General features: G+C 58.4%; 19 protein-coding genes. 8 read left to right on the forward strand and 11 right to left on the reverse strand.

What is annotated here, in order from left to right; genetic code table 11:
• Positions 1-11: 11 nt before the first annotated feature.
• From BDD14_RS17460 to BDD14_RS17470, 3 genes are all read left to right on the forward strand, one after another.
• Entirely contained in the window at positions 12-1,016 is a 1,005-nt protein-coding gene (locus BDD14_RS17460; protein ID WP_242618027.1) for a DsbA family protein, read from the forward strand.
• Between the two features lie 32 nt (positions 1,017-1,048).
• Entirely contained in the window at positions 1,049-2,140 is a 1,092-nt protein-coding gene (locus BDD14_RS17465) for a SurA N-terminal domain-containing protein (RefSeq protein WP_242618028.1), read from the forward strand.
• Positions 2,141-2,218: 78 nt separating this feature from the next.
• On the forward strand, positions 2,219-3,220 hold the full coding sequence (locus BDD14_RS17470; protein ID WP_130419919.1) for a Gfo/Idh/MocA family protein: 1,002 nt from the start codon (positions 2,219-2,221) through the stop codon (positions 3,218-3,220).
• Positions 3,221-3,233: 13 nt separating this feature from the next.
• Here BDD14_RS17470 and BDD14_RS17475 read toward each other — a convergent pair whose 3' ends face one another.
• On the reverse strand, positions 3,234-4,388 hold the full coding sequence (locus BDD14_RS17475; protein WP_130419920.1) for a DUF5715 family protein: 1,155 nt from the start codon (positions 4,386-4,388) through the stop codon (positions 3,234-3,236).
• Between the two features lie 116 nt (positions 4,389-4,504).
• Here BDD14_RS17475 and BDD14_RS17480 point away from each other — a divergent pair, with 116 nt between their 5' ends.
• Together BDD14_RS17480 and BDD14_RS34535 are read left to right on the forward strand one after the other, a co-directional pair.
• On the forward strand, positions 4,505-4,924 hold the full coding sequence (locus tag BDD14_RS17480; RefSeq protein WP_130419921.1) for a c-type cytochrome domain-containing protein: 420 nt from the start codon (positions 4,505-4,507) through the stop codon (positions 4,922-4,924).
• Positions 4,925-4,980: 56 nt separating this feature from the next.
• Positions 4,981-5,262 carry a PGPGW domain-containing protein gene (locus BDD14_RS34535; protein ID WP_423201801.1) on the forward strand — a complete coding sequence of 94 codons (282 nt, stop codon included), beginning with the start codon at positions 4,981-4,983 and terminating at the stop codon, positions 5,260-5,262.
• Here BDD14_RS34535 and BDD14_RS17490 read toward each other — a convergent pair.
• Complete coding sequence (locus tag BDD14_RS17490) at positions 5,259-6,092, reverse strand: CHAD domain-containing protein (protein ID WP_130419923.1); 834 nt, start codon at positions 6,090-6,092, stop codon at positions 5,259-5,261. The two genes, BDD14_RS34535 and BDD14_RS17490, sit on opposite strands and share 4 nt — an antisense overlap.
• Before the next feature lie 367 nt (positions 6,093-6,459).
• Here BDD14_RS17490 and BDD14_RS17495 point away from each other — a divergent pair, with 367 nt between their 5' ends.
• Complete coding sequence (locus tag BDD14_RS17495) at positions 6,460-7,104, forward strand: hypothetical protein (protein WP_130419924.1); 645 nt, start codon at positions 6,460-6,462, stop codon at positions 7,102-7,104.
• A gap of 80 nt (positions 7,105-7,184) precedes the next feature.
• On the opposite strand, the gene BDD14_RS17500 is transcribed toward BDD14_RS17495, so the two are convergent.
• Entirely contained in the window at positions 7,185-7,739 is a 555-nt protein-coding gene (locus BDD14_RS17500; RefSeq protein ID WP_130419925.1) for a DinB family protein, read from the reverse strand.
• Positions 7,740-7,961: 222 nt separating this feature from the next.
• On the opposite strand from BDD14_RS17500, the gene BDD14_RS17505 reads away from it, so the two are divergent.
• Positions 7,962-8,348 (forward strand): MliC family protein, encoded by a 387-nt coding sequence (locus tag BDD14_RS17505; protein ID WP_165420122.1) that lies wholly within the window; start codon positions 7,962-7,964, stop codon positions 8,346-8,348.
• Between the two features lie 137 nt (positions 8,349-8,485).
• On the opposite strand, the gene BDD14_RS17510 is transcribed toward BDD14_RS17505, so the two are convergent.
• The 5 genes from BDD14_RS17510 to BDD14_RS17530 all read right to left on the reverse strand — a co-directional run bounded on the left by BDD14_RS17510 (position 8,486) and on the right by BDD14_RS17530 (position 12,876).
• A complete protein-coding gene (locus tag BDD14_RS17510; RefSeq protein ID WP_130419927.1) occupies positions 8,486-9,022 on the reverse strand; it encodes a hypothetical protein in 537 nt (178 codons plus the stop codon).
• Between the two features lie 218 nt (positions 9,023-9,240).
• The gene (locus BDD14_RS17515; RefSeq protein WP_130419928.1) at positions 9,241-9,420 is read right to left on the reverse strand and encodes a hypothetical protein; all 180 of its coding nucleotides are present in this window, start codon (positions 9,418-9,420) and stop codon (positions 9,241-9,243) included.
• 327 nt (positions 9,421-9,747) lie between these two features.
• Entirely contained in the window at positions 9,748-10,473 is a 726-nt protein-coding gene (locus BDD14_RS17520) for a hypothetical protein (RefSeq protein ID WP_130419929.1), read from the reverse strand.
• A gap of 257 nt (positions 10,474-10,730) precedes the next feature.
• The gene (locus tag BDD14_RS17525) at positions 10,731-11,366 is read right to left on the reverse strand and encodes a hypothetical protein (protein WP_130419930.1); all 636 of its coding nucleotides are present in this window, start codon (positions 11,364-11,366) and stop codon (positions 10,731-10,733) included.
• Positions 11,367-11,556: 190 nt separating this feature from the next.
• Positions 11,557-12,876 carry a glycosyltransferase gene (locus BDD14_RS17530; protein ID WP_130419931.1) on the reverse strand — a complete coding sequence of 440 codons (1,320 nt, stop codon included), beginning with the start codon at positions 12,874-12,876 and terminating at the stop codon, positions 11,557-11,559.
• Positions 12,877-13,128: 252 nt separating this feature from the next.
• Here BDD14_RS17530 and BDD14_RS17535 point away from each other — a divergent pair, with 252 nt between their 5' ends.
• Positions 13,129-13,566, forward strand: coding sequence for a DMT family transporter (locus BDD14_RS17535; RefSeq protein WP_165420123.1), 438 nt, complete (start codon positions 13,129-13,131; stop codon positions 13,564-13,566).
• Positions 13,567-13,717: 151 nt separating this feature from the next.
• Here the strand turns inward: BDD14_RS17535 and BDD14_RS17540 are convergent, their stop codons facing one another.
• The 3 genes from BDD14_RS17540 to BDD14_RS17550 form a co-directional block, all read right to left on the reverse strand.
• The gene (locus tag BDD14_RS17540) at positions 13,718-14,872 is read right to left on the reverse strand and encodes a lactonase family protein (protein WP_242618029.1); all 1,155 of its coding nucleotides are present in this window, start codon (positions 14,870-14,872) and stop codon (positions 13,718-13,720) included.
• 325 nt (positions 14,873-15,197) lie between these two features.
• Complete coding sequence (locus BDD14_RS17545; RefSeq protein ID WP_242618030.1) at positions 15,198-15,602, reverse strand: CRISPR-associated protein Cas5; 405 nt, start codon at positions 15,600-15,602, stop codon at positions 15,198-15,200.
• A gap of 102 nt (positions 15,603-15,704) precedes the next feature.
• The gene (locus BDD14_RS17550; protein WP_130419933.1) at positions 15,705-16,037 is read right to left on the reverse strand and encodes a hypothetical protein; all 333 of its coding nucleotides are present in this window, start codon (positions 16,035-16,037) and stop codon (positions 15,705-15,707) included.
• Positions 16,038-16,138 lie beyond the last annotated feature (101 nt).

Here is a 16,138-nt window from a genome sequence, read left to right on the forward strand (position 1 = left end):
TCAGAGGCATTGTGTCGAATGCCGCCCGTCTGTTTCGCCCCTTCCTTTTCCTCCTGATGCTGGCCGCGGCCGGCTGTCACGCGCAGAGTTCCTCTGCTGGGGGAGGAAAGCTTCCGCCGGAGCTTGCTCGACGGGTTGAGATCCTCATTCGATCCAAGACGAATCTCCCTCCCAATTACGAGATGATCGTTGGTCCCCGAGCCAGAAGCGACGTTCAGGGATTCGACGAGATCACGGTGCTCTTTTCTGCCGACGGCAAGAGCTCCAAGCCGATGACCTTCCTGTTGTCGACGGATGGAAAGACCCTGGCGCAGTTTAATAAGTTTGACATCAGCCAGGACCCAAAAACTCTGGTCAGCGCTGATGGAAGACCTGCGCGCGGTGGCCCCGCGAACGCTCCGGTGGTGATCGTAGGCTTCGACGACCTCGAGTGTCCCTTCTGCGCCAAGATGCACGCGCAGATGTTTCCCGCTCTGATGCAGCGGTACAAGGATCAGGTGCGGATCGTCTACAAGGACTTCCCGCTCGATCAGCATCCGTGGGCGATGCGTGCAGCCATAAACGTCAACTGTCTGGGAGCCCAGAGTACGGACGGTTACTGGAATGTCGTCGATTACATTCACGCGCACGCCTCTGAGATGGGAGGCGCGGAGAAGACGCTGGCCAAGGCGAATGAGACCCTCGACACCATCACCCGCGACGAGGGAAAGAAACAGAAGGTGAATGAGGCTACGCTCGGCGCCTGCATCGAGAAACAGGACGAGACTCCGGTGAGGGCTTCCATGAAGGCAGGATCCGATCTTGGCGTGGAAGCGACTCCGGCACTGTTCATCAACGGCGAACGGCTTGAAGGAGCGTTGCCGATCGAATATGTGTATCGAATGATTGACAATGCGCTTGTCGCCGCAGGGCAGACTCCGCCGCCGCCAGTCACACTGCCGTCGTTGAGTTCGCCGCCGGCTCCTACTCCAGCTCCGGCAACCGGCCAGCCCTCTGGTCATGCGCCCGGCCAGTAACCCCCCGACAAGGATTTGAGGAGATTTTGCAATTGAGGAATGTTTTGACTGCAACAGGGAATGGAACTTCGATACGCCGTTGGTCCCGCGCATCGTGCCCCGTCGCGCTGGTGGTGATCACCGCGCTTGCGGGCTGTAACCATACGAACAATGCCGACGTGATGGCGACCGTCAATGGCAAGGCCATCATGAAGACGGAACTCGACAAGGCCTACCAGGTACAGCTTGGCGATGCGCAGCAGCCGCAGAAACCGACCCGGGAACAGGCCGACTCTCTGCGTCTCAACGTTCTTCGGCAACTGATCGACGAGGAGATCGTCGAGCAGAGGGCTGCCAAGATGAACCTGACTGCCGCCAATGAGGAGGTGGACGCTAAGGTGACCGAAATGAAGGCGCCGTACACCGAAGATCAGTTCAATGAGAAGCTGAAGGCCAGCAATCATACGTTGGACGACGTGAAGCACGACATCCGCCGGTCCCTGACTTTCAATAAACTTCTCTCCAAGGAGATCGACTCGAAGATCAATGTAACCGACACGGATGTGGCGACCTATTACAACGCTCACAAGTCGGAGTACAACCTGATCGAGACGCAGTTTCACCTGGCGCAGATTCAGGTGACGAGTGTTCCTTCGAATCAGCCGGGCAATCTGCAGAACAGTAAGGCGATGAACGACGCCGATGCGAAGAAGAAGATCCAGGCCCTGAAAAACCGTCTCGAGAGCGGTGAGGATTTCGCTACGCTGGCAATGAACTTCTCCGAGCGGCCGGACACCTCTTCAAGCGGAGGAGATATCGGCTTTGTCTCGGAATCGCAGATGAAGGCCGATCCGATGATCTTCAACGCAATCACGAAGCTGAAGCCCGGTCAGATCACCGAAATTTTGCCATTAATCGATGCCCAGACTCGCAAGCCTGGGGGATATGCAATCTACAAGTTGATCTCTCGGGAACCAGCGGGCCAGCGTGAATTGAGCGACCCTCCGGTGCAGCAATCGATCCGGCAGCAGCTTCGAGAGGGCCGGTCGCAGCTGCTCAAGAGCGCATACCTCGAGATACTGCGCGATCAGGCCAAGGTGCAGAATTTCTACGCCGAGCAGATCTTCAAAAACGAGACCCACTAGTCCTCAGTCCTTCGGCTGGAAGACCTAAACCCAAGCGATTCGCGGCTGCATCTTGCGGCCGTGATCAGGAGACAACGCATGGCCGCACCAGTACGTTTCGCGATTCTCGGTTTTGGACTTCATGCAGTGCGGCGGCTTCTTCCGGCGTTCGCCCCCTCGGAACGGACCAGGCTGGTGGGAATGTGGCGGCGCGATCAGAACGCGGCAAAGCAGAACTGCATCGAGCACAAGATCGCCCACTGCTTCACCTCGCCCGAAGAGCTTTGCGCTTCTCCTGATGTGGATGCTGTCTTCATCACCTCTCCTGACGCGATGCATTACGCCGACACGCTGATGGCCCTTCGCTACGGCAAGGCGGTGCTATGCGAGAAGCCGGTGGCGATGAATGCAGCGCAAGCCCGGGAGATGGTCGACGCCTCCAAAACGACGGGCGCTCTCTACGGAGTCGCTCAGAACTTCCGTTACAACCACAGCCTGGACTGGGTCCGGAAGCAGATTCAGGCCGGTAAGATTGGCCGACCGCAGATTGCGCGTGCGGAGTTCGACTATCCTGCCAACCATGCGCCCCGCAAATGGATCATGGATCCAACGCTGGCCTGCGGCGGCCCCATCGGCGACGTTGGCGTCCACTGCATCGACGCGCTTCGTTACGTATTGGGCGAAGAAGTGGAAAGTATCAGCACACTGGCGACCAAAACCCATCCAGAGGATCAGGTTGAGGCCACTGCTATGCTCCAGATGCAGATGACGGGCGGCGTTCTGGCAAGCGTTGGGGTAAGCGCTCGCTCGCCTTATCGCACCCTGGTAGAGATCACCGGCAGCGATGGGGTTTTGATCGCGGAAAACGGACTCACTGTTGACCGGCCCATCGAGATGGTGCTGCGACGTGCCGGGGAGGTCGTTGAGACTGCAACCGCGGATAACGCCGATGCCTATACAAGAATGCTCGATGCCTTTGCCGACGCTATGCAGGGGGGCGAACCCTTTGCCGCGACGGGAGAGGATGGCGTCCGGAACATGATGGCTCTCGATGCCGCCTTCCGCAGCTGGAAGACCGGCCAGCGCGAAACGATCGGCTGAAAGTCAGATTCGTCTATTGAACCGCGGCGGCGAGAGCGGTTGTGCTGCTGTGGTGATCGGCGATCTCGCGTCGAGGCGCCCTTTCCGACGGCACATACTTCTTATAGACACTGATGTGGAAGCATGCCTGCTGAAACTCTTCTTCCACGTCGATTCTTCCCTGTTGAATCAGGGGAAGAAGGTAGCCGCGCAGCCATGCAATCTCCGTTCGCGAAAGACCGTGCTTTGCGATATCGACTGCCTGCCCTGTAAGGTGCGGCGAAGCGGTCTCGCCTTCGGCAGGAGCTGCGTTCCCATTGGTGCGTAACAGGCGCTGCTGAAACTCAACCGTGCGCACCGCTGAATTGACCTGGATGGGTGTGTGGAAACGAGCATAGTGAGCCTGTGCCAGAGTTGCCAGAAACTGTGCGGTCCAGGGACGGGAGAAACGGCGATCAGAGGGTAGGCGGTCGTCCACTTCGAGGGCACGACTTACGGGCAGGGCAACCAGCAGGTGCTGCTCGCGCATGCGAAGCAGGTCATTGTCGTCCTGAATGCGATCAAGACCGTCGCGATCTGCGACTACGTTCTGCCGTACGAGAATCTCATGGGAGCCCTTCAGCGGGCGGGGGACGATGAGGCGTCCACGTTTGTTGTAGATCGTCGGCAGGATGATCGGAGTCGCTGCCTCGTCGGCGACGCTTTCGGCCTCGGATTTCCGCGGAGCCTGGGCTCGAGTCACGCTGACGACAGACTCGGTTTTCGTGTTCTTGTCCACGATGGTCGTACGAACTTTGTGCCGTCGTGCCCCGCTCTTAGGCTCTGAAGTAGCTACTGTCTTTGGCGAGGCTTGAGCCGCTTTTAGAAAATCGTCGCTTGTGGCTTTACGGTGGCCATCCGGCGACTCCGCGGCCGCGGATTGACGGCTTCGCGTCGTATGCTTCCGGGGTGAGTCCGTACTGTGGACGAGCTCCGCTGTGGGCGAATGCGATGCTGCGGTGGTGGGTTTTTTGTGCGTCGACGTTTTCTTACTGACCGGTCTCTTGCTGGCCACCACTTTAGCTTTCGCGGTCGAGGTCGGATGGACGGCAGCACGATGCGTCTTCCGCGCAGTGGCGGCGAACGCCGTGGGCACTGGAGACAGAGATGCCAAAGCAAGGAGAGCCGTGATGAAGGCGTTTCGACGCATCCTGAAAAATATCCGGGAGGCGCGGGACGCCAGAGCACTTTCTACCCTATCGGGAGCTTGTCGGAGATGTAAGTGACCACACGGATTCCGTATACTTTTAAGTTAACGGAGGATGGATGCGCAGAGCGCCGTGGACCTTGAGCATCGCGGCGGCCGCGATTCTGGTGTGGGGAATGAAGGCAGTCGTAGTTCGCGCTGGAGGAGATGACGAAGCGGCTCGACCTGACTTCTACATGACCAAAGTGAGGCCAATCTTCCAGTCCAACTGCTTTCGATGCCACGCGGGGATGAATCGACGCGGCGGATTGAGCATGTCGACCCGTGCCGGTTTGATGAAAGGTGGCCGCGATGGCGTCGTTATTGTTCCCGGTGATCCTGCGAAGAGTCTTCTTATGAAGGGGATTCGCTTTGAAGGACCGGCGAAGCCCATGCCTCCGCCTGCCAAAGGCAATAAATTATCGGCCCCAGACATCGCCACCATCGAACGGTGGATTCGCGCCGGGGCTGTGATGCCTGCGGACGCGCCGGTTCAGTAGCCAGTCTTGAATTTGGAATATTTAGATGTCTTGCCCGCTTTGAGCGTCTAATGTTCATGCATCACGCGACCCCAGGTCGAAGTGGATGGGTGCGGAAAGCGATCGGCTGGTTTCTGTTGGCGGCTGGCATCGCGGGATGTGTGCTCCCCATTATTCCGGGAATTCCGCTAGCGATAGCCGGACTTATCATCCTTGGGCGTGACTACGCGTGGGCTCGATCCCTCCAGCGCAGAGTGAAACGGAAAGTGGTCGAGATGCGGCGGCGTGCGCGGACAAGACGTTCCAGCCCAACCATTGTGACCGCAAGACCTGCTGCTGAGTCGGAAGGGGATTCCTAAGAGGCCTTGCCAACCACCTCGTGCAAGTGTCGATGATAGGTGGTAAGAGCCAGCCTGCTTCGAGAATCAAGCGCCTTTGTCAAAGGTGAGGCTTCGCCAAGCGCATCTCTGGCGATCTCCGCAAGTACAAGCCAATCATGCCAATCTCCTCCGCTTTGCTGCAGTTTTTCGAAGGATTGAGCTAGGAGGCGTGGCCGCTTCGCCCTCTTTGGACCGTTCTCGGCGATGTAGCGAGCCAGCTTCGCCAGCTTACGAATGGAGTGCAGGTAATCGGGATCGTCGGGGCCGGCTTCGGGTTCAGCAGGTAGATTGTCTTTGAACCAGCGTTGGGAGACCGAGACAAGCTCGGTCGACGAGAGGGAGAGATTCTCCACCGGATTCAGTTGGTCGAGAAGTGACTCGAGAACGAGGGCCAGGTCCGACTGTCGTCGGTCGAGCATCTTTATCAGTTTTCGGGAAGAGCGCCCGCGATCTGCCTCGAGATTCCTGCGCAGTCTGCCTGCCTCCTTCTTCAAAGGCAGGGATGCATCGCCAGGAGCGACGGCCTCGATCAGGTCCATCTGAACGTCGATGTCCCGAACATTGCCTGCGGCTCTGCGGAGCTTTTTGAGCAAGCGCTTCGCCTGTCGCGTCTGCTCGTGATAGTCCGGAAGACGGGGCAAAGTGGAGAGCAAGGCAAACTGGCCTTCGATGCGTCGGGTCGTTGTGCGAAGCCGATGGACAGGTTTGGCTTTTGGATCGGCAAGGCAGATCGTGATCGCTGCCTCGAGGGCGGTTACCTGTTCGCGAAGAGAACGAATCGGGTGCGCCGATGTGGTAGAGGTAGTCATAGAGCCTGGTGCCGAAGATACCGGCGCCCTTCTTTAGAATGGGTTACAGGGCCGGCAGTGGAACATCGATCTCGAGATTTTACTCGCTGCTCTTTCTGATCGGCCGAGGAGGATGCGCGCACCGCAATCTTTTGCAGGACTTGACAAGAGTCAGTGGACGATTGAGCGTGATAAGAGAGTCTTTCGGAGAGGACCATTTTCGCGGCCTATCCGCCGGCCACAGTAGCTTCTCGCCAGCGACCCATTATGAGGACGATTCTTTGAGCTTCTGTTCTGATTTGAATCCCGCCTGATGATCGCGTTAAGGCTTATCCTTGCTTTTCCTTCCTGCCCGGTTCGGTAAGTTCAAGCTTTGGAGTCGAAGTTGATGAAGAGATGGCTTTTTTTATCGTTGATTGTGGGTGGAATTCTTTCGAGCGAGGTAGTGCAAGCTCAGAGGACGACGCAAAAATCGTCGAAGCAGGCGGCCGCCACCAAACCCGGGATGGCTGCATGGACGCCCGAGGTGCAGCAGTACCTGGGAGTTCAGCAGGGGAGCTTTGGCATGGTCGGCCTGAATCGGCTGTCCAAGGCGCAGCTGGATGCGTTGGTCAACGCTGCGAAAGAGAACATCACCGGCGATCCGAGGAAGCATATGTTGACCTGCGGTCCTGCCGCTCCGGCGCAGGCCGGCAAGGTCCGGGTTCTGATAACAGTGTCTGGGGATGATCCGGCGGGACAGAGGGCGACCGAGATCCGCCAGGCGATCGGGGCGGTCGACGGGGTCGAGATCGTGGACGCGTCGTCGGCGGCGGATCGGGCCCTGCACGTGGTCATCCAGGAGCAGACGCTGGGCAAGCGGACGATTGGCTACACAGCTTCTTATATGACGGCGACGCCGTGCACCGACGAATCGCGGAAGACGGATGCGGAGCTGAAGGGGCAGCTGGGAACTTATACGGATCCGAAGGGGGTGGACCTGGCGACGGATCTTGCTCGCATGTTCCAGCGGGATTTGCAGGAGGCGCGGTAGGTGTGGGAGCCCTCCCCCGTGCCTATCTGTTCAAAATCTTCAATCCACGGTACTTAGCTTCGTACCAGCCGTGCTCCCGGTCAGGAGCTGTGCCCGTTGCAGTGGAGCACGCCGAGGTAGGCGCTCCAAGGCCCTACCGTCTCGCGGTACTGGTGGGCGAGGATACGGGAGAGCTGGTGGAGATGGGTGAGGTCGTGAGTGGCCCAGGTGGCAAGCAGCTGCGACAGGGTGACGAGGCCGAAGGCGGGGTGGCGTCCCTGGAGCTGAAGGTCGGCGGGTTTGAGATGGAAGGCATGAAGCTCCGCGAGATTCTGCTCGCGCAGGCGAGCGAATTCGTCCAGAAGATTCGAGAGCGACTTGCCCTGGCTCTCGCGTTGCTGGCCGAGGCGGTCGAAGGGGCGAAAGGCGGGGAGATCGGAAGCCGGTTGGCTGCGGTTGGAGAGGATTTGTTTCGCGCGCAGCATCCAGTCCGTACGTTCGCCGTAGGCAAGGTGGCCGACGACCTCGAACGCGGTCCACGTACCTTTCCCTTCGTTTCGGTGGGTCCAGGCTTCAGGCAGGCCGCGCAGTAAAGCGTCCAGAGCGGCCGGCGTGCGGGTAAGAAGGGAGATGGTCTGCGAAAGATCGTGGTCCATTTTAGTTTTCCGAATGCCGAAGCGTCGTTGTCCTGAAAAAAGTACCGCGAGCGGTTCATCGTCTGCTTTCCTGAGCTACTTCCAGTTTAGCGGTTGGAGGGAAACTAATCGGCATTTTGATTCCTTGTGATTTCTGCGAGATAGATGGGGTGGGGCTTGACATCTTTTTCGAAGGGCCCGCGAGATGCCGGGGAGTATAAGAACAAGCAGGAGGCCGATGCTATGGGGTCGACAGGGCTGCAGGGAGTGGTTGGGATTGCTGTGGTGTTGTGCAGCGCTCTTGCGGGAGCGAGCGACCTGACGCTCCACCTGAAGGGGACCGATCCTGTGAAACGGAATACGGTCCAGTTCCAGTGCGATGCGCAGGGGGCGACGATGGGGCTGCCGGCTGGAACCTTTGCGGTGGAGTATCTGAACGGAGCGGGAAACCACCTGGCTGTAGTTCCGGTAAAGGGGAACTCGATGATCTTTGTGACGGTTCCGTCGGGCTCGGGAGCGAAGTACGCGGCGGAGGAGTTTACGTGGTGGGATGCGGGTGGACGCGGGACTACGTTTGCCTCGGACTTCCCTGGGCCAAAGGCTTCATCGGCGTGCCATGTGGTGAAGTAATGCAAGTTCGAGTCGGCATTACTGCCGGCCTCGTTTTGAATGGAAGCACCTTGTGAATATGGCCGAGAGATTCGCTGCTTGAACCGTTCGCTTAGCTTCAAATTGCCCTTGGTGTCAGCGTTGTTGGATTTGGCTCATCAGGGCTGCACGGGGTTGCCAGGGTCAAGTGTCGCGATCCCGGTGCTGGACGACAGTTGCTCAGGGTACTCAGGGAGTACCAAGCCGCCTGTCAGGCTACCTTTGTATTTATTGGGGCGAAGCTGCCACAGCTCCGCGCGGGGGCACCCATCCTTTGCAGAGGATCCGAGTACCATAAGGCCTTTAGGAGATATTCCGGCGATGTGCAGCGTCGCGGCACAGGCACGGCTGAGGCGGCGCGTGAAGTGTCGATCAAGAGAAACCTCTCTTGATATGGAGCCTGAGCTCATGTCGTAATCTATCGTGTCGACTGAGCCGGGGTAGGCACCCTCTAAGATGACGATGAATACATCGCGGCCATCCATAGAAAATCCTTCGATCCGGAATACTATGGGCCGGTCCCAATTGTCATCGCTGCTCAAACCGTTGAAAGGCGGGTTGGCCGAACCGTCCGGACGGGAGATCTGCAAGCTGTAATTGGCTTCGCAGAGATGGGTATTTTTACCGTGGTCATCTTCGCGGTGCATCTTGAGCATGGCTGTGAAGCCTGCGCTGCTGCGAAGCGGAGCGGTCTGCGCGTCTTGTACACCGCAAGTCAGACCGCCAGGGCCAGATGACTGTACCGCAGCAGGTTGCAGGAAGTGCATTAGGAGCAAGATTGACGGGAGCACGGGACAAGGTTAGCTCGATCGTACACCGGCGTAAACTTCTATTCCTTCGAACGATTCCGTGAAGCGCGGATTCAGAAGCGGGCCTATTCGTTCGCGATGATCTCGCGGAGCGTGGCGATGTGCTTCTTGATTCCGGCGATTTTGGCAGGCCATGACCCTCCGGTGGGATCCGGATAGGGCACCCCGGCTGCGTATTCCCGTTCGGCCTCGGCGAGATTCGCGATCGCGTGATCGAGCTGTTGCTGTAGCGTGGGGCCGCTCATGAACACCATGCTATCAGTCAAAAGACGACGCATGCCCGGTTCGGTCTTTCAGCTTCAGGACGCTTCCTGGCGGGGGCGGAAGTGCGCGACTCGTCGTCAGTCCCGCAGCGCGCATGCCAAGGTTCGTCATCCATCTCAGGAGACATGTGGGGAAGCCACCAACTGCGGGATCGGCCGCGTTGATCGTCGCTGACTTCGCGGTCTGGATGTATGCGCTACGGGTGCGGTCTCAAACGGAAAGGGGCTTCGCGAATTCCGTGCAGTTAGCGCGTTGGCGACGAAGAGTTCGCGCGATGAGGCGCTGGATTCGATATGCCTCTCAGCGCCTTAGGGTGCGATCTTCTGGTAGCCGGAGTTCACGGTCTTGATCTCCATGTTCTTGCCCTGTGCCTTGAGGTCGGTGTTGGCGGCGTAGTTGGTGCCGTCGGGCAGGCTGGCGAAGTTTACAGAGAGTGTGACGATGTCGGTCTTCGGATCGTCGAGGTAGCTATCGACGGTTATGCTGCGGGTCTTTTTAGCCGCGGTGTCGAAGGCGAAGGTCATCTTGTCGCCGGGCTTGTAGTAGTTGTTGAGGATCAGGGAGGTGACGCCGCCAGATGGGGTCATGCTGGCGTTGCCGGACTGAAAGGCGGCCTGAATCTTGTCGCGGTCGGGGGGGACGTATTCGCCGACGAGGCTCTTGAGGCGAGCACCATAGTCCTTCAGTTCGTCGACCTTCTTTTCGACGATTCGGGCTTTCATGCGACCCTCCCGTTTCTCTTGTTGCTGGGGCGGCGCGGCGGGGGCGACGGGAGTCTTCTGAACCTTACCGTCAGGGCCGTAGCGGCAGAGGTCCTGGTCGGTCTTTTTTACTTCTCCCTTGAGGAGGATGGTGGTGGTCTCGGTCCACTGGTATTGGGCGAGCTTGGCCTTGTTGGCGGCTACGGATTCCTTGAGGGCGGCGACGCGCTGCTGGAGCGCCTGCTTGTCGGGGGCCTGAAAGGCCAGCGCAGACGATGCGGTGAGAGCGAGGGTGAGGAAGATGCCTGCGGAGGGGGTGGACAGCAGTGACATGGGAAGCCTCGTTGTTTGGAGTGAGAACGGGCCTGTCGGAAGAGAGTATCACTCAAGGGCAACAGCAGCGAAAGAGTTAATGCTTTCGCGTGCAAAAAGTCTGTACTCGTGGGATTGGACGCCGCACGAATGAGCCAACGTTGGGATGGGAGTTTCAGGTAAAGGCACACTCCGGCCATGGGCGCACGGTGTTTGTCCGGCTCCTCGAGTCCGAAGCCATCTTCCTTGCTGCCATAGGGTAAGTAGCCGAAGCGTCTCTATTTATAGAGATTGAAGACAATTCCGGCGCGGGCCGAAAAGCTGTGATTCCACTGATTGCGCCATTCCACCTTCTCGCCGATGTACTCGGCGGGTATGAACTGGAAGCCGATGCCATGCTTGCCCTTAAAGTCGGCACCGATTCCGACGCGGACGACCGGGTTCCAGTCGGAGACGTCGTTGGCCTTGGTCGTGGTACGCATCTCACCAGCTTCACCGTATACGAAGGGAGTAAAGCGCGAGCGCGGGGTGAGCGTGTACCTGGGACCGGCGGCAATGAGGAGGCGCTTTTCACCGACGGCGATTCCCTGCATGTAGAGGCTGGTGAAGTCGGCCTGGAGGCCGATGTGGGGAGTGATGTTGATCTCCGGAACGACCGACCATCCCATCAGACCGCGATTGCCGCCGTATGGACTGGTCTGGAACTGATAGTTGTAGTGCATGGCGACCGACGCCACGGGCGCCTCGTGGTGCGAGGTGTCGTAGGACGGAGAGCTCATCGGGGTCGTCTGTGGAGCGACTTCGGAGGCTTCCGACGAAGGAGCTGCCGATGAGCTGGAGCTGGATACGTCGGAGCCCTGACCAAAAGCCGTGGTCGGAATAAGCGAGAGAAGGAAGATAACGAATTTTTTCATTAAACACACCTCTCTTTGTGCTCCCGTAAAATACTGATATTGAGATATTTACGGAAAGCACCGGGATTACTTTGATAGATGCGGTGTGTAACAGGGGGAGTTACCTGCTGCTCGTCACACAGATAATCTCTCCATTCGGGCCAAAGGAATGGCTCACCTTAGGATCTTCGCGCCGAACCGTTCCTTACGGTCATAGATGGATCATGGCGTGTTCTGCGGACAAGGACGGGTCATGGGGAAACCTGGTCAAGCCCTCGTGGACGACTTCTTGATGAACGGTCCAATCGCCGGATAAGCGAAGCAAGATGCAAGCAAGTGCATAGTGAAACGCGGAGGTTCCTTCCATGGGAAGACGTTTGCGTGCGATCGCCGCGGCGAAGGGATTGTCTTGCGCGAGAGCGGCGCCCACCGCGACAAGATCGAGCAACTCAGGAAAGCCTGGCTCTCGTTGAAGAGCCTGTCGAAGATCTTGCAGGCCCGGCTCTCGTTGTCCGAGATAAAGTTTGCATACCCCCCACTTTGCCAGGACGAGAGCGGAGGCGCTTCCCTTCAGCATTGCGCTTTCGTATGCGGCGAAGGCCTGCGCGTGTTGCTGTTGATGGAAGTAGGCGTCTCCCATCGCCTCATCCAAAACGATGCTGCCTGAATTGAGTTCCCTTGCGCGGGATAAGAGATCGAGAGCTTCGGTGTATCGCTGCATTCGGACCATGCATACGCCTGCGAAGATGAGCGCGTTGCAGTCCCGAGGATTGATCGACAACGCTCGAACAAACAGCGATAACGCTGCCTCCGGCCTCTTGAAGTGCTCTAGTTCTCCAAGCCCCAATTCAAAACAGGTTCTCGCGTCGTCCGGATTCGCCTGCAAGTGCTGAAGCCCGATCTGGTGATAGAGCTCGTTCTTTCGCGCACGGTCCACCTTGTTGTCTTCAGCCTGACCCAGATGGTGAATGACGAAAGGAGCTGTGGCGACTGGAAGCGCCAAGGTCTGCAGACGGTAGACAACGGTCTCGTGTACCGGTCTTTCGAAATAAACCTCGGGGTTTCGACGAAAGAGCCGGGTGTTCAGACTTTTGACGTAAGCAGGAAACATGTGCGACTCGGCTAAGAGTTGAGGGTTCTGAAGACCGCCCTGCTCTCCACTGCGACTATTTGTCTCGAGAACGTAGTTCCAACGCCATATGTCATACGCAGCGGGCCCAGGCTGCTGAATCAGGTGCTTGAGCTTCTCGGCCCCACCGGCATCCAGCATCTCATCGGCGTCCAGCACGAAGATCCAGTCGCACCGGCTGTGCCGGAGCACGGTGTTTCGTGCAGCGGCGAAATCGCCCGTCCACAGCACGGGGACGATCTCTGCGCCGTACGACTGGGCAATCGAGATCGTCTCATCGGTCGAACCGGTGTCGCCAATCACAATGCGGTCTACCGCGGCTCTGACGCTTGTAAGACAGCGAGTCAGGGTTCGGGCCTCGTTCTTCACAATCATGGAGAGCTCAACGGTCTGAGGAGGCATACGCTCCAGACCATAACCCGGGGACGGCACAGAATTGCCTTATAAGTTTCTAATGTTCTGGCTGAGTTCCCATTTTGAATCGATGTGGACTACCGGCCTGCCTGCTGCGAGGGGCGACTCAGCCCAAATTTTACGTTGACAGTGCGTTTCGAGAGGTGGTGTACTCTCTCGCGTAATACGCAATCTATATTGCATAAAACCCAACATGCGTTCGGGTGAGGTTTCGGACTTTGCCCGATGGAGAAGAGGACGATGAAGCTACCCTTTTATGCACTGACGGTGGTGATCGGCGTTGTGCTGACGGTTCATCTGGCGATGAATGGCAAGGTGGGGGCCGCGCTGAACAATCCGCGGGTGGGAAATGCGCTGTTCTGGTGCGTGGGAGCGGCGATGGCCCTGGTGATCGGTCTCTCGGGATGGGAGGCGGGCGCTCTGAAGCCGCTGCGCGAGATTCATCCGGCGCTGCTGATTGCGGGCGCGCTGGGTGCGTGCCTGGTGTTTGGGATCGCTTTTCTGATCCCTCGAATCGGGGCGGGCAAGCTGACGCTGATCATGCTGGCGGGGCAGATTGTGGGAGGGCTGGTGCTGTCTCACTACGGATGGCTGGGATCTCCGCGCGAGCCTGTGTCGGCGCGAGGTGTGATTGGGACGCTGGTGATGTTTGCGGGCGTGATTCTGGCTACTCGGTGAGGAGATTCAAGGGAAGGCTTCCTTTACCGGTTGGATTGGTTTGGTGCTTTGCATGACCTCCGACCTTTCGCGACGATAAGGCCGTCGCGAAGGTGGGAGGTCCATCTTCATGGACGGTATTGGCATGAAGATGGGCAAGTTTTCAGGATGGTTAGATTGCGGCGATTCCGTTGAAGCCGGCTGTTTTTGGAAGGTCGCCAGCCTGGCCCAGGCTGGTGAGGGATCCGTTGTCTTCGATGCGGAACATTCCGACGTTTCCGGAGCCGGAGTTGAGGGTGTAGACGTAACGGCCGTCGGCGCTTACGGCGATGTCGAGGTTGCCGCTGCCCGCGGGGTTGTTGCCGACGACGGTCGAGCCGATGGGAGTGAGGGAGCCGTCCGTGCCGATGGCGAAGCCGGAGATGGAGTCGCTGCCAGCGTTAGATACGTAGACATACTTGCCGTCGGGGGTGATGGCGTTCCAGCAGTTGGCGTTGCCGAAGGCAGGAACGCTCTGACTGACGGCGGTAAGCTTGCCGTCGGGGCCGACGGTATAGGAGGAGATGGCCGACGCGTTGGTGGCGCCCGCGGCTCCGGTTTCAGAGACGATGGCTTTGCCGTCGGGAGCGAAGGCGACCGAGAAGGTTCCTGGTGCGGGATTGGCGTTGACGACGATGGGCCCAAGGGTTCCGTCGGGGTTTACGCGGAATGCGTCGATGTTGTTTGCGAGCCGCTCGGTGACAAGCAGGAAGCGGCCGTCGGGGCTGAGGGAGATGGAGGCTCCGCCGGTGACGTTTGCGGTGAGGAATGCGGTGGCGTTCTTGATGGGCTTGAGCTGCGCACCAAGGTCGAGGTGGAAGCCGACAACGTTACCCGCGCCGCCAGAGTTGAGGACGTAGACCAGATTGCCGAGCTGAGCGACGGCGACAGGCTGGCTTCCTCCCGAGGGAGTTTTGCTGACGAGGACGAGGTTCGAGCTGCGCACGCTGAAGACGGAGATGTTTCCACTGCCGGCATTGGCAGCGAAGAGAATGGAGTGGTCCTGGCTGAGAGTAAGAGAGCCCTGGGCTTCAAGAGGATCGGTTACGCCTCCGCTGCCGCGGCCATCGGTGTCGTAGCGGCCGGCTTCGGTGAGAGAGCCATTGGTGGCACGATCATAGGCGATGACTTCGTTTTTTCCGGCATCGTTGGTCATGACGAAGACAGCGCCCCGTCCTTTGGCCTGTTGCCAGAAGGTGGATAAGGACGCGGTTTGCGCGGAGAGGGAGAATGCGCTGATTCCCAGGATGGAGAGAGAGAGAATCAGAGGACGGGCGAATGGTTGCATGTTGATGCTCCTTGGGGAGATTACGCAAGTTCGCCTTCGCGGTCTAAAGACCGAGCGGGTCATCCTTCGACAGCGATCGAAATCACGCACCCATGAGAGTGGGGCGAAGGGTTAAGAGTCACAGGCTAAGTTGTCAAAAAGAAGTAAAGATTCGAGCTTTGTGTGAGTGCCCGATTCATGGTTGGTCCGATGTATGGGCCAACCGCAGCACAGATTCAGATAGGAGAGATCCCGCCCGCTTGAACAGTAGCTTCATTCCTGTTCGCTGGGTCGCTCGCATACCCACCTTTGCGAGGATGAAGCAGTCGCAAAGATGGGCACCGATTTAGACGTGGGCCATGCTTCCAACCAGGGTGTCGAGTTCCGAAAGTGTTTTGCGGCTTCCAGAAGGAACTCCTGCAGGCGCGGTTTGCTTTCGCCAGATGCGGATGATCTCGAGGGTTTCGGTCTGAGTCAGCTTTGCCACCTTGATGTACTTCTCGCCGGCCTTTGCGTTCATGGGGCGAACGATGATCGCCTCTTTCGCTCCGGGGCGAATCCGTAGAAAGACGCCCCGGGCCTGTCTGGGGCTGGGAGTCGGTGGCGTGGGCGCCATTCGCAGCTCTCCGCTGGGTTTCATGTTTCGTAATGCATAGACGGCGCAGCCGCCGTCCTTCAGTAGTTCGCGAATCAGGTCTTTGACGAGTTCAGACTGATTGGCATTGAATTCGATACCATGCACATTCGGCATTCGAAGATGCCTCCCTTCTTGCTCTCAGCCGATGGTATCCAAAGCTGCATAAGCAAGGCATAAGGAAGGACTTACGAGATCTTATGGGGGGATGTGACTATTTCATGGCGAGCCGGCTTCGACACGAACGACCTTGCACTCCACCTTTTTGCCTTCGGCGGAATGGATCTGGACCTTGTCGTTATCGATCTCGTAGTTGATGGCGGAACCGACAACGAAGTCAGTGGCGTTCATGGATTTGCCGGAGTCGGTGCGGCAGGTGTAGCTCTTGCCCTGGGCGTCGAAGAAGAGGTCGTAGGCCTGGTGCTTGTGCTCTTTGTCTTTTACGCCGGAGGTCTGGACGTCTTTGAGGGTGCCGCTTCCTTTGAACTTCGCGGCGAGGGCGGGGAAAGCGACGATGAGAAGCAAAGCAGCAATGGGGGCAGTCTTTCGCATGTGTCACCTCTGGTGAGTGATTGTAAGCGGAGTGAGCGGGGAAGGGAACGGCGGTCCAAGCTTCTCTCGAATGACCACCTTAGGCACTTCGCGGCGAAGAT

It is taken from the genome of Edaphobacter modestus (genome assembly GCF_004217555.1).
Lineage (GTDB): Bacteria > Acidobacteriota > Terriglobia > Terriglobales > Acidobacteriaceae > Edaphobacter > Edaphobacter modestus.

What these genes read in the sequence shown, in the direction of transcription:
- BDD14_RS17470 (WP_130419919.1), top strand. Translation starts at nt 2,219, where the DNA reads ATGGCCGCACCAGTACGTTTCGCGATTCTCGGTTTTGGACTTCATGCA.
- BDD14_RS17475 (WP_130419920.1), bottom strand. Translation starts at nt 4,388, where the DNA reads ATGCGTCGAAACGCCTTCATCACGGCTCTCCTTGCTTTGGCATCTCTG.
- BDD14_RS17480 (WP_130419921.1), top strand. Translation starts at nt 4,505, where the DNA reads ATGCGCAGAGCGCCGTGGACCTTGAGCATCGCGGCGGCCGCGATTCTG.
- BDD14_RS34535 (WP_423201801.1), top strand. Translation starts at nt 4,981, where the DNA reads ATGCATCACGCGACCCCAGGTCGAAGTGGATGGGTGCGGAAAGCGATC.
- BDD14_RS17490 (WP_130419923.1), bottom strand. Translation starts at nt 6,092, where the DNA reads ATGACTACCTCTACCACATCGGCGCACCCGATTCGTTCTCTTCGCGAA.
- BDD14_RS17495 (WP_130419924.1), top strand. Translation starts at nt 6,460, where the DNA reads ATGAAGAGATGGCTTTTTTTATCGTTGATTGTGGGTGGAATTCTTTCG.
- BDD14_RS17500 (WP_130419925.1), bottom strand. Translation starts at nt 7,739, where the DNA reads ATGGACCACGATCTTTCGCAGACCATCTCCCTTCTTACCCGCACGCCG.
- BDD14_RS17505 (WP_165420122.1), top strand. Translation starts at nt 7,962, where the DNA reads ATGGGGTCGACAGGGCTGCAGGGAGTGGTTGGGATTGCTGTGGTGTTG.
- BDD14_RS17510 (WP_130419927.1), bottom strand. Translation starts at nt 9,022, where the DNA reads ATGCTCAAGATGCACCGCGAAGATGACCACGGTAAAAATACCCATCTC.
- BDD14_RS17515 (WP_130419928.1), bottom strand. Translation starts at nt 9,420, where the DNA reads ATGAGCGGCCCCACGCTACAGCAACAGCTCGATCACGCGATCGCGAAT.
- BDD14_RS17520 (WP_130419929.1), bottom strand. Translation starts at nt 10,473, where the DNA reads ATGTCACTGCTGTCCACCCCCTCCGCAGGCATCTTCCTCACCCTCGCT.
- BDD14_RS17525 (WP_130419930.1), bottom strand. Translation starts at nt 11,366, where the DNA reads ATGAAAAAATTCGTTATCTTCCTTCTCTCGCTTATTCCGACCACGGCT.
- BDD14_RS17530 (WP_130419931.1), bottom strand. Translation starts at nt 12,876, where the DNA reads ATGCCTCCTCAGACCGTTGAGCTCTCCATGATTGTGAAGAACGAGGCC.
- BDD14_RS17535 (WP_165420123.1), top strand. Translation starts at nt 13,129, where the DNA reads ATGAAGCTACCCTTTTATGCACTGACGGTGGTGATCGGCGTTGTGCTG.
- BDD14_RS17540 (WP_242618029.1), bottom strand. Translation starts at nt 14,872, where the DNA reads ATGCAACCATTCGCCCGTCCTCTGATTCTCTCTCTCTCCATCCTGGGA.
- BDD14_RS17545 (WP_242618030.1), bottom strand. Translation starts at nt 15,602, where the DNA reads ATGCCGAATGTGCATGGTATCGAATTCAATGCCAATCAGTCTGAACTC.
- BDD14_RS17550 (WP_130419933.1), bottom strand. Translation starts at nt 16,037, where the DNA reads ATGCGAAAGACTGCCCCCATTGCTGCTTTGCTTCTCATCGTCGCTTTC.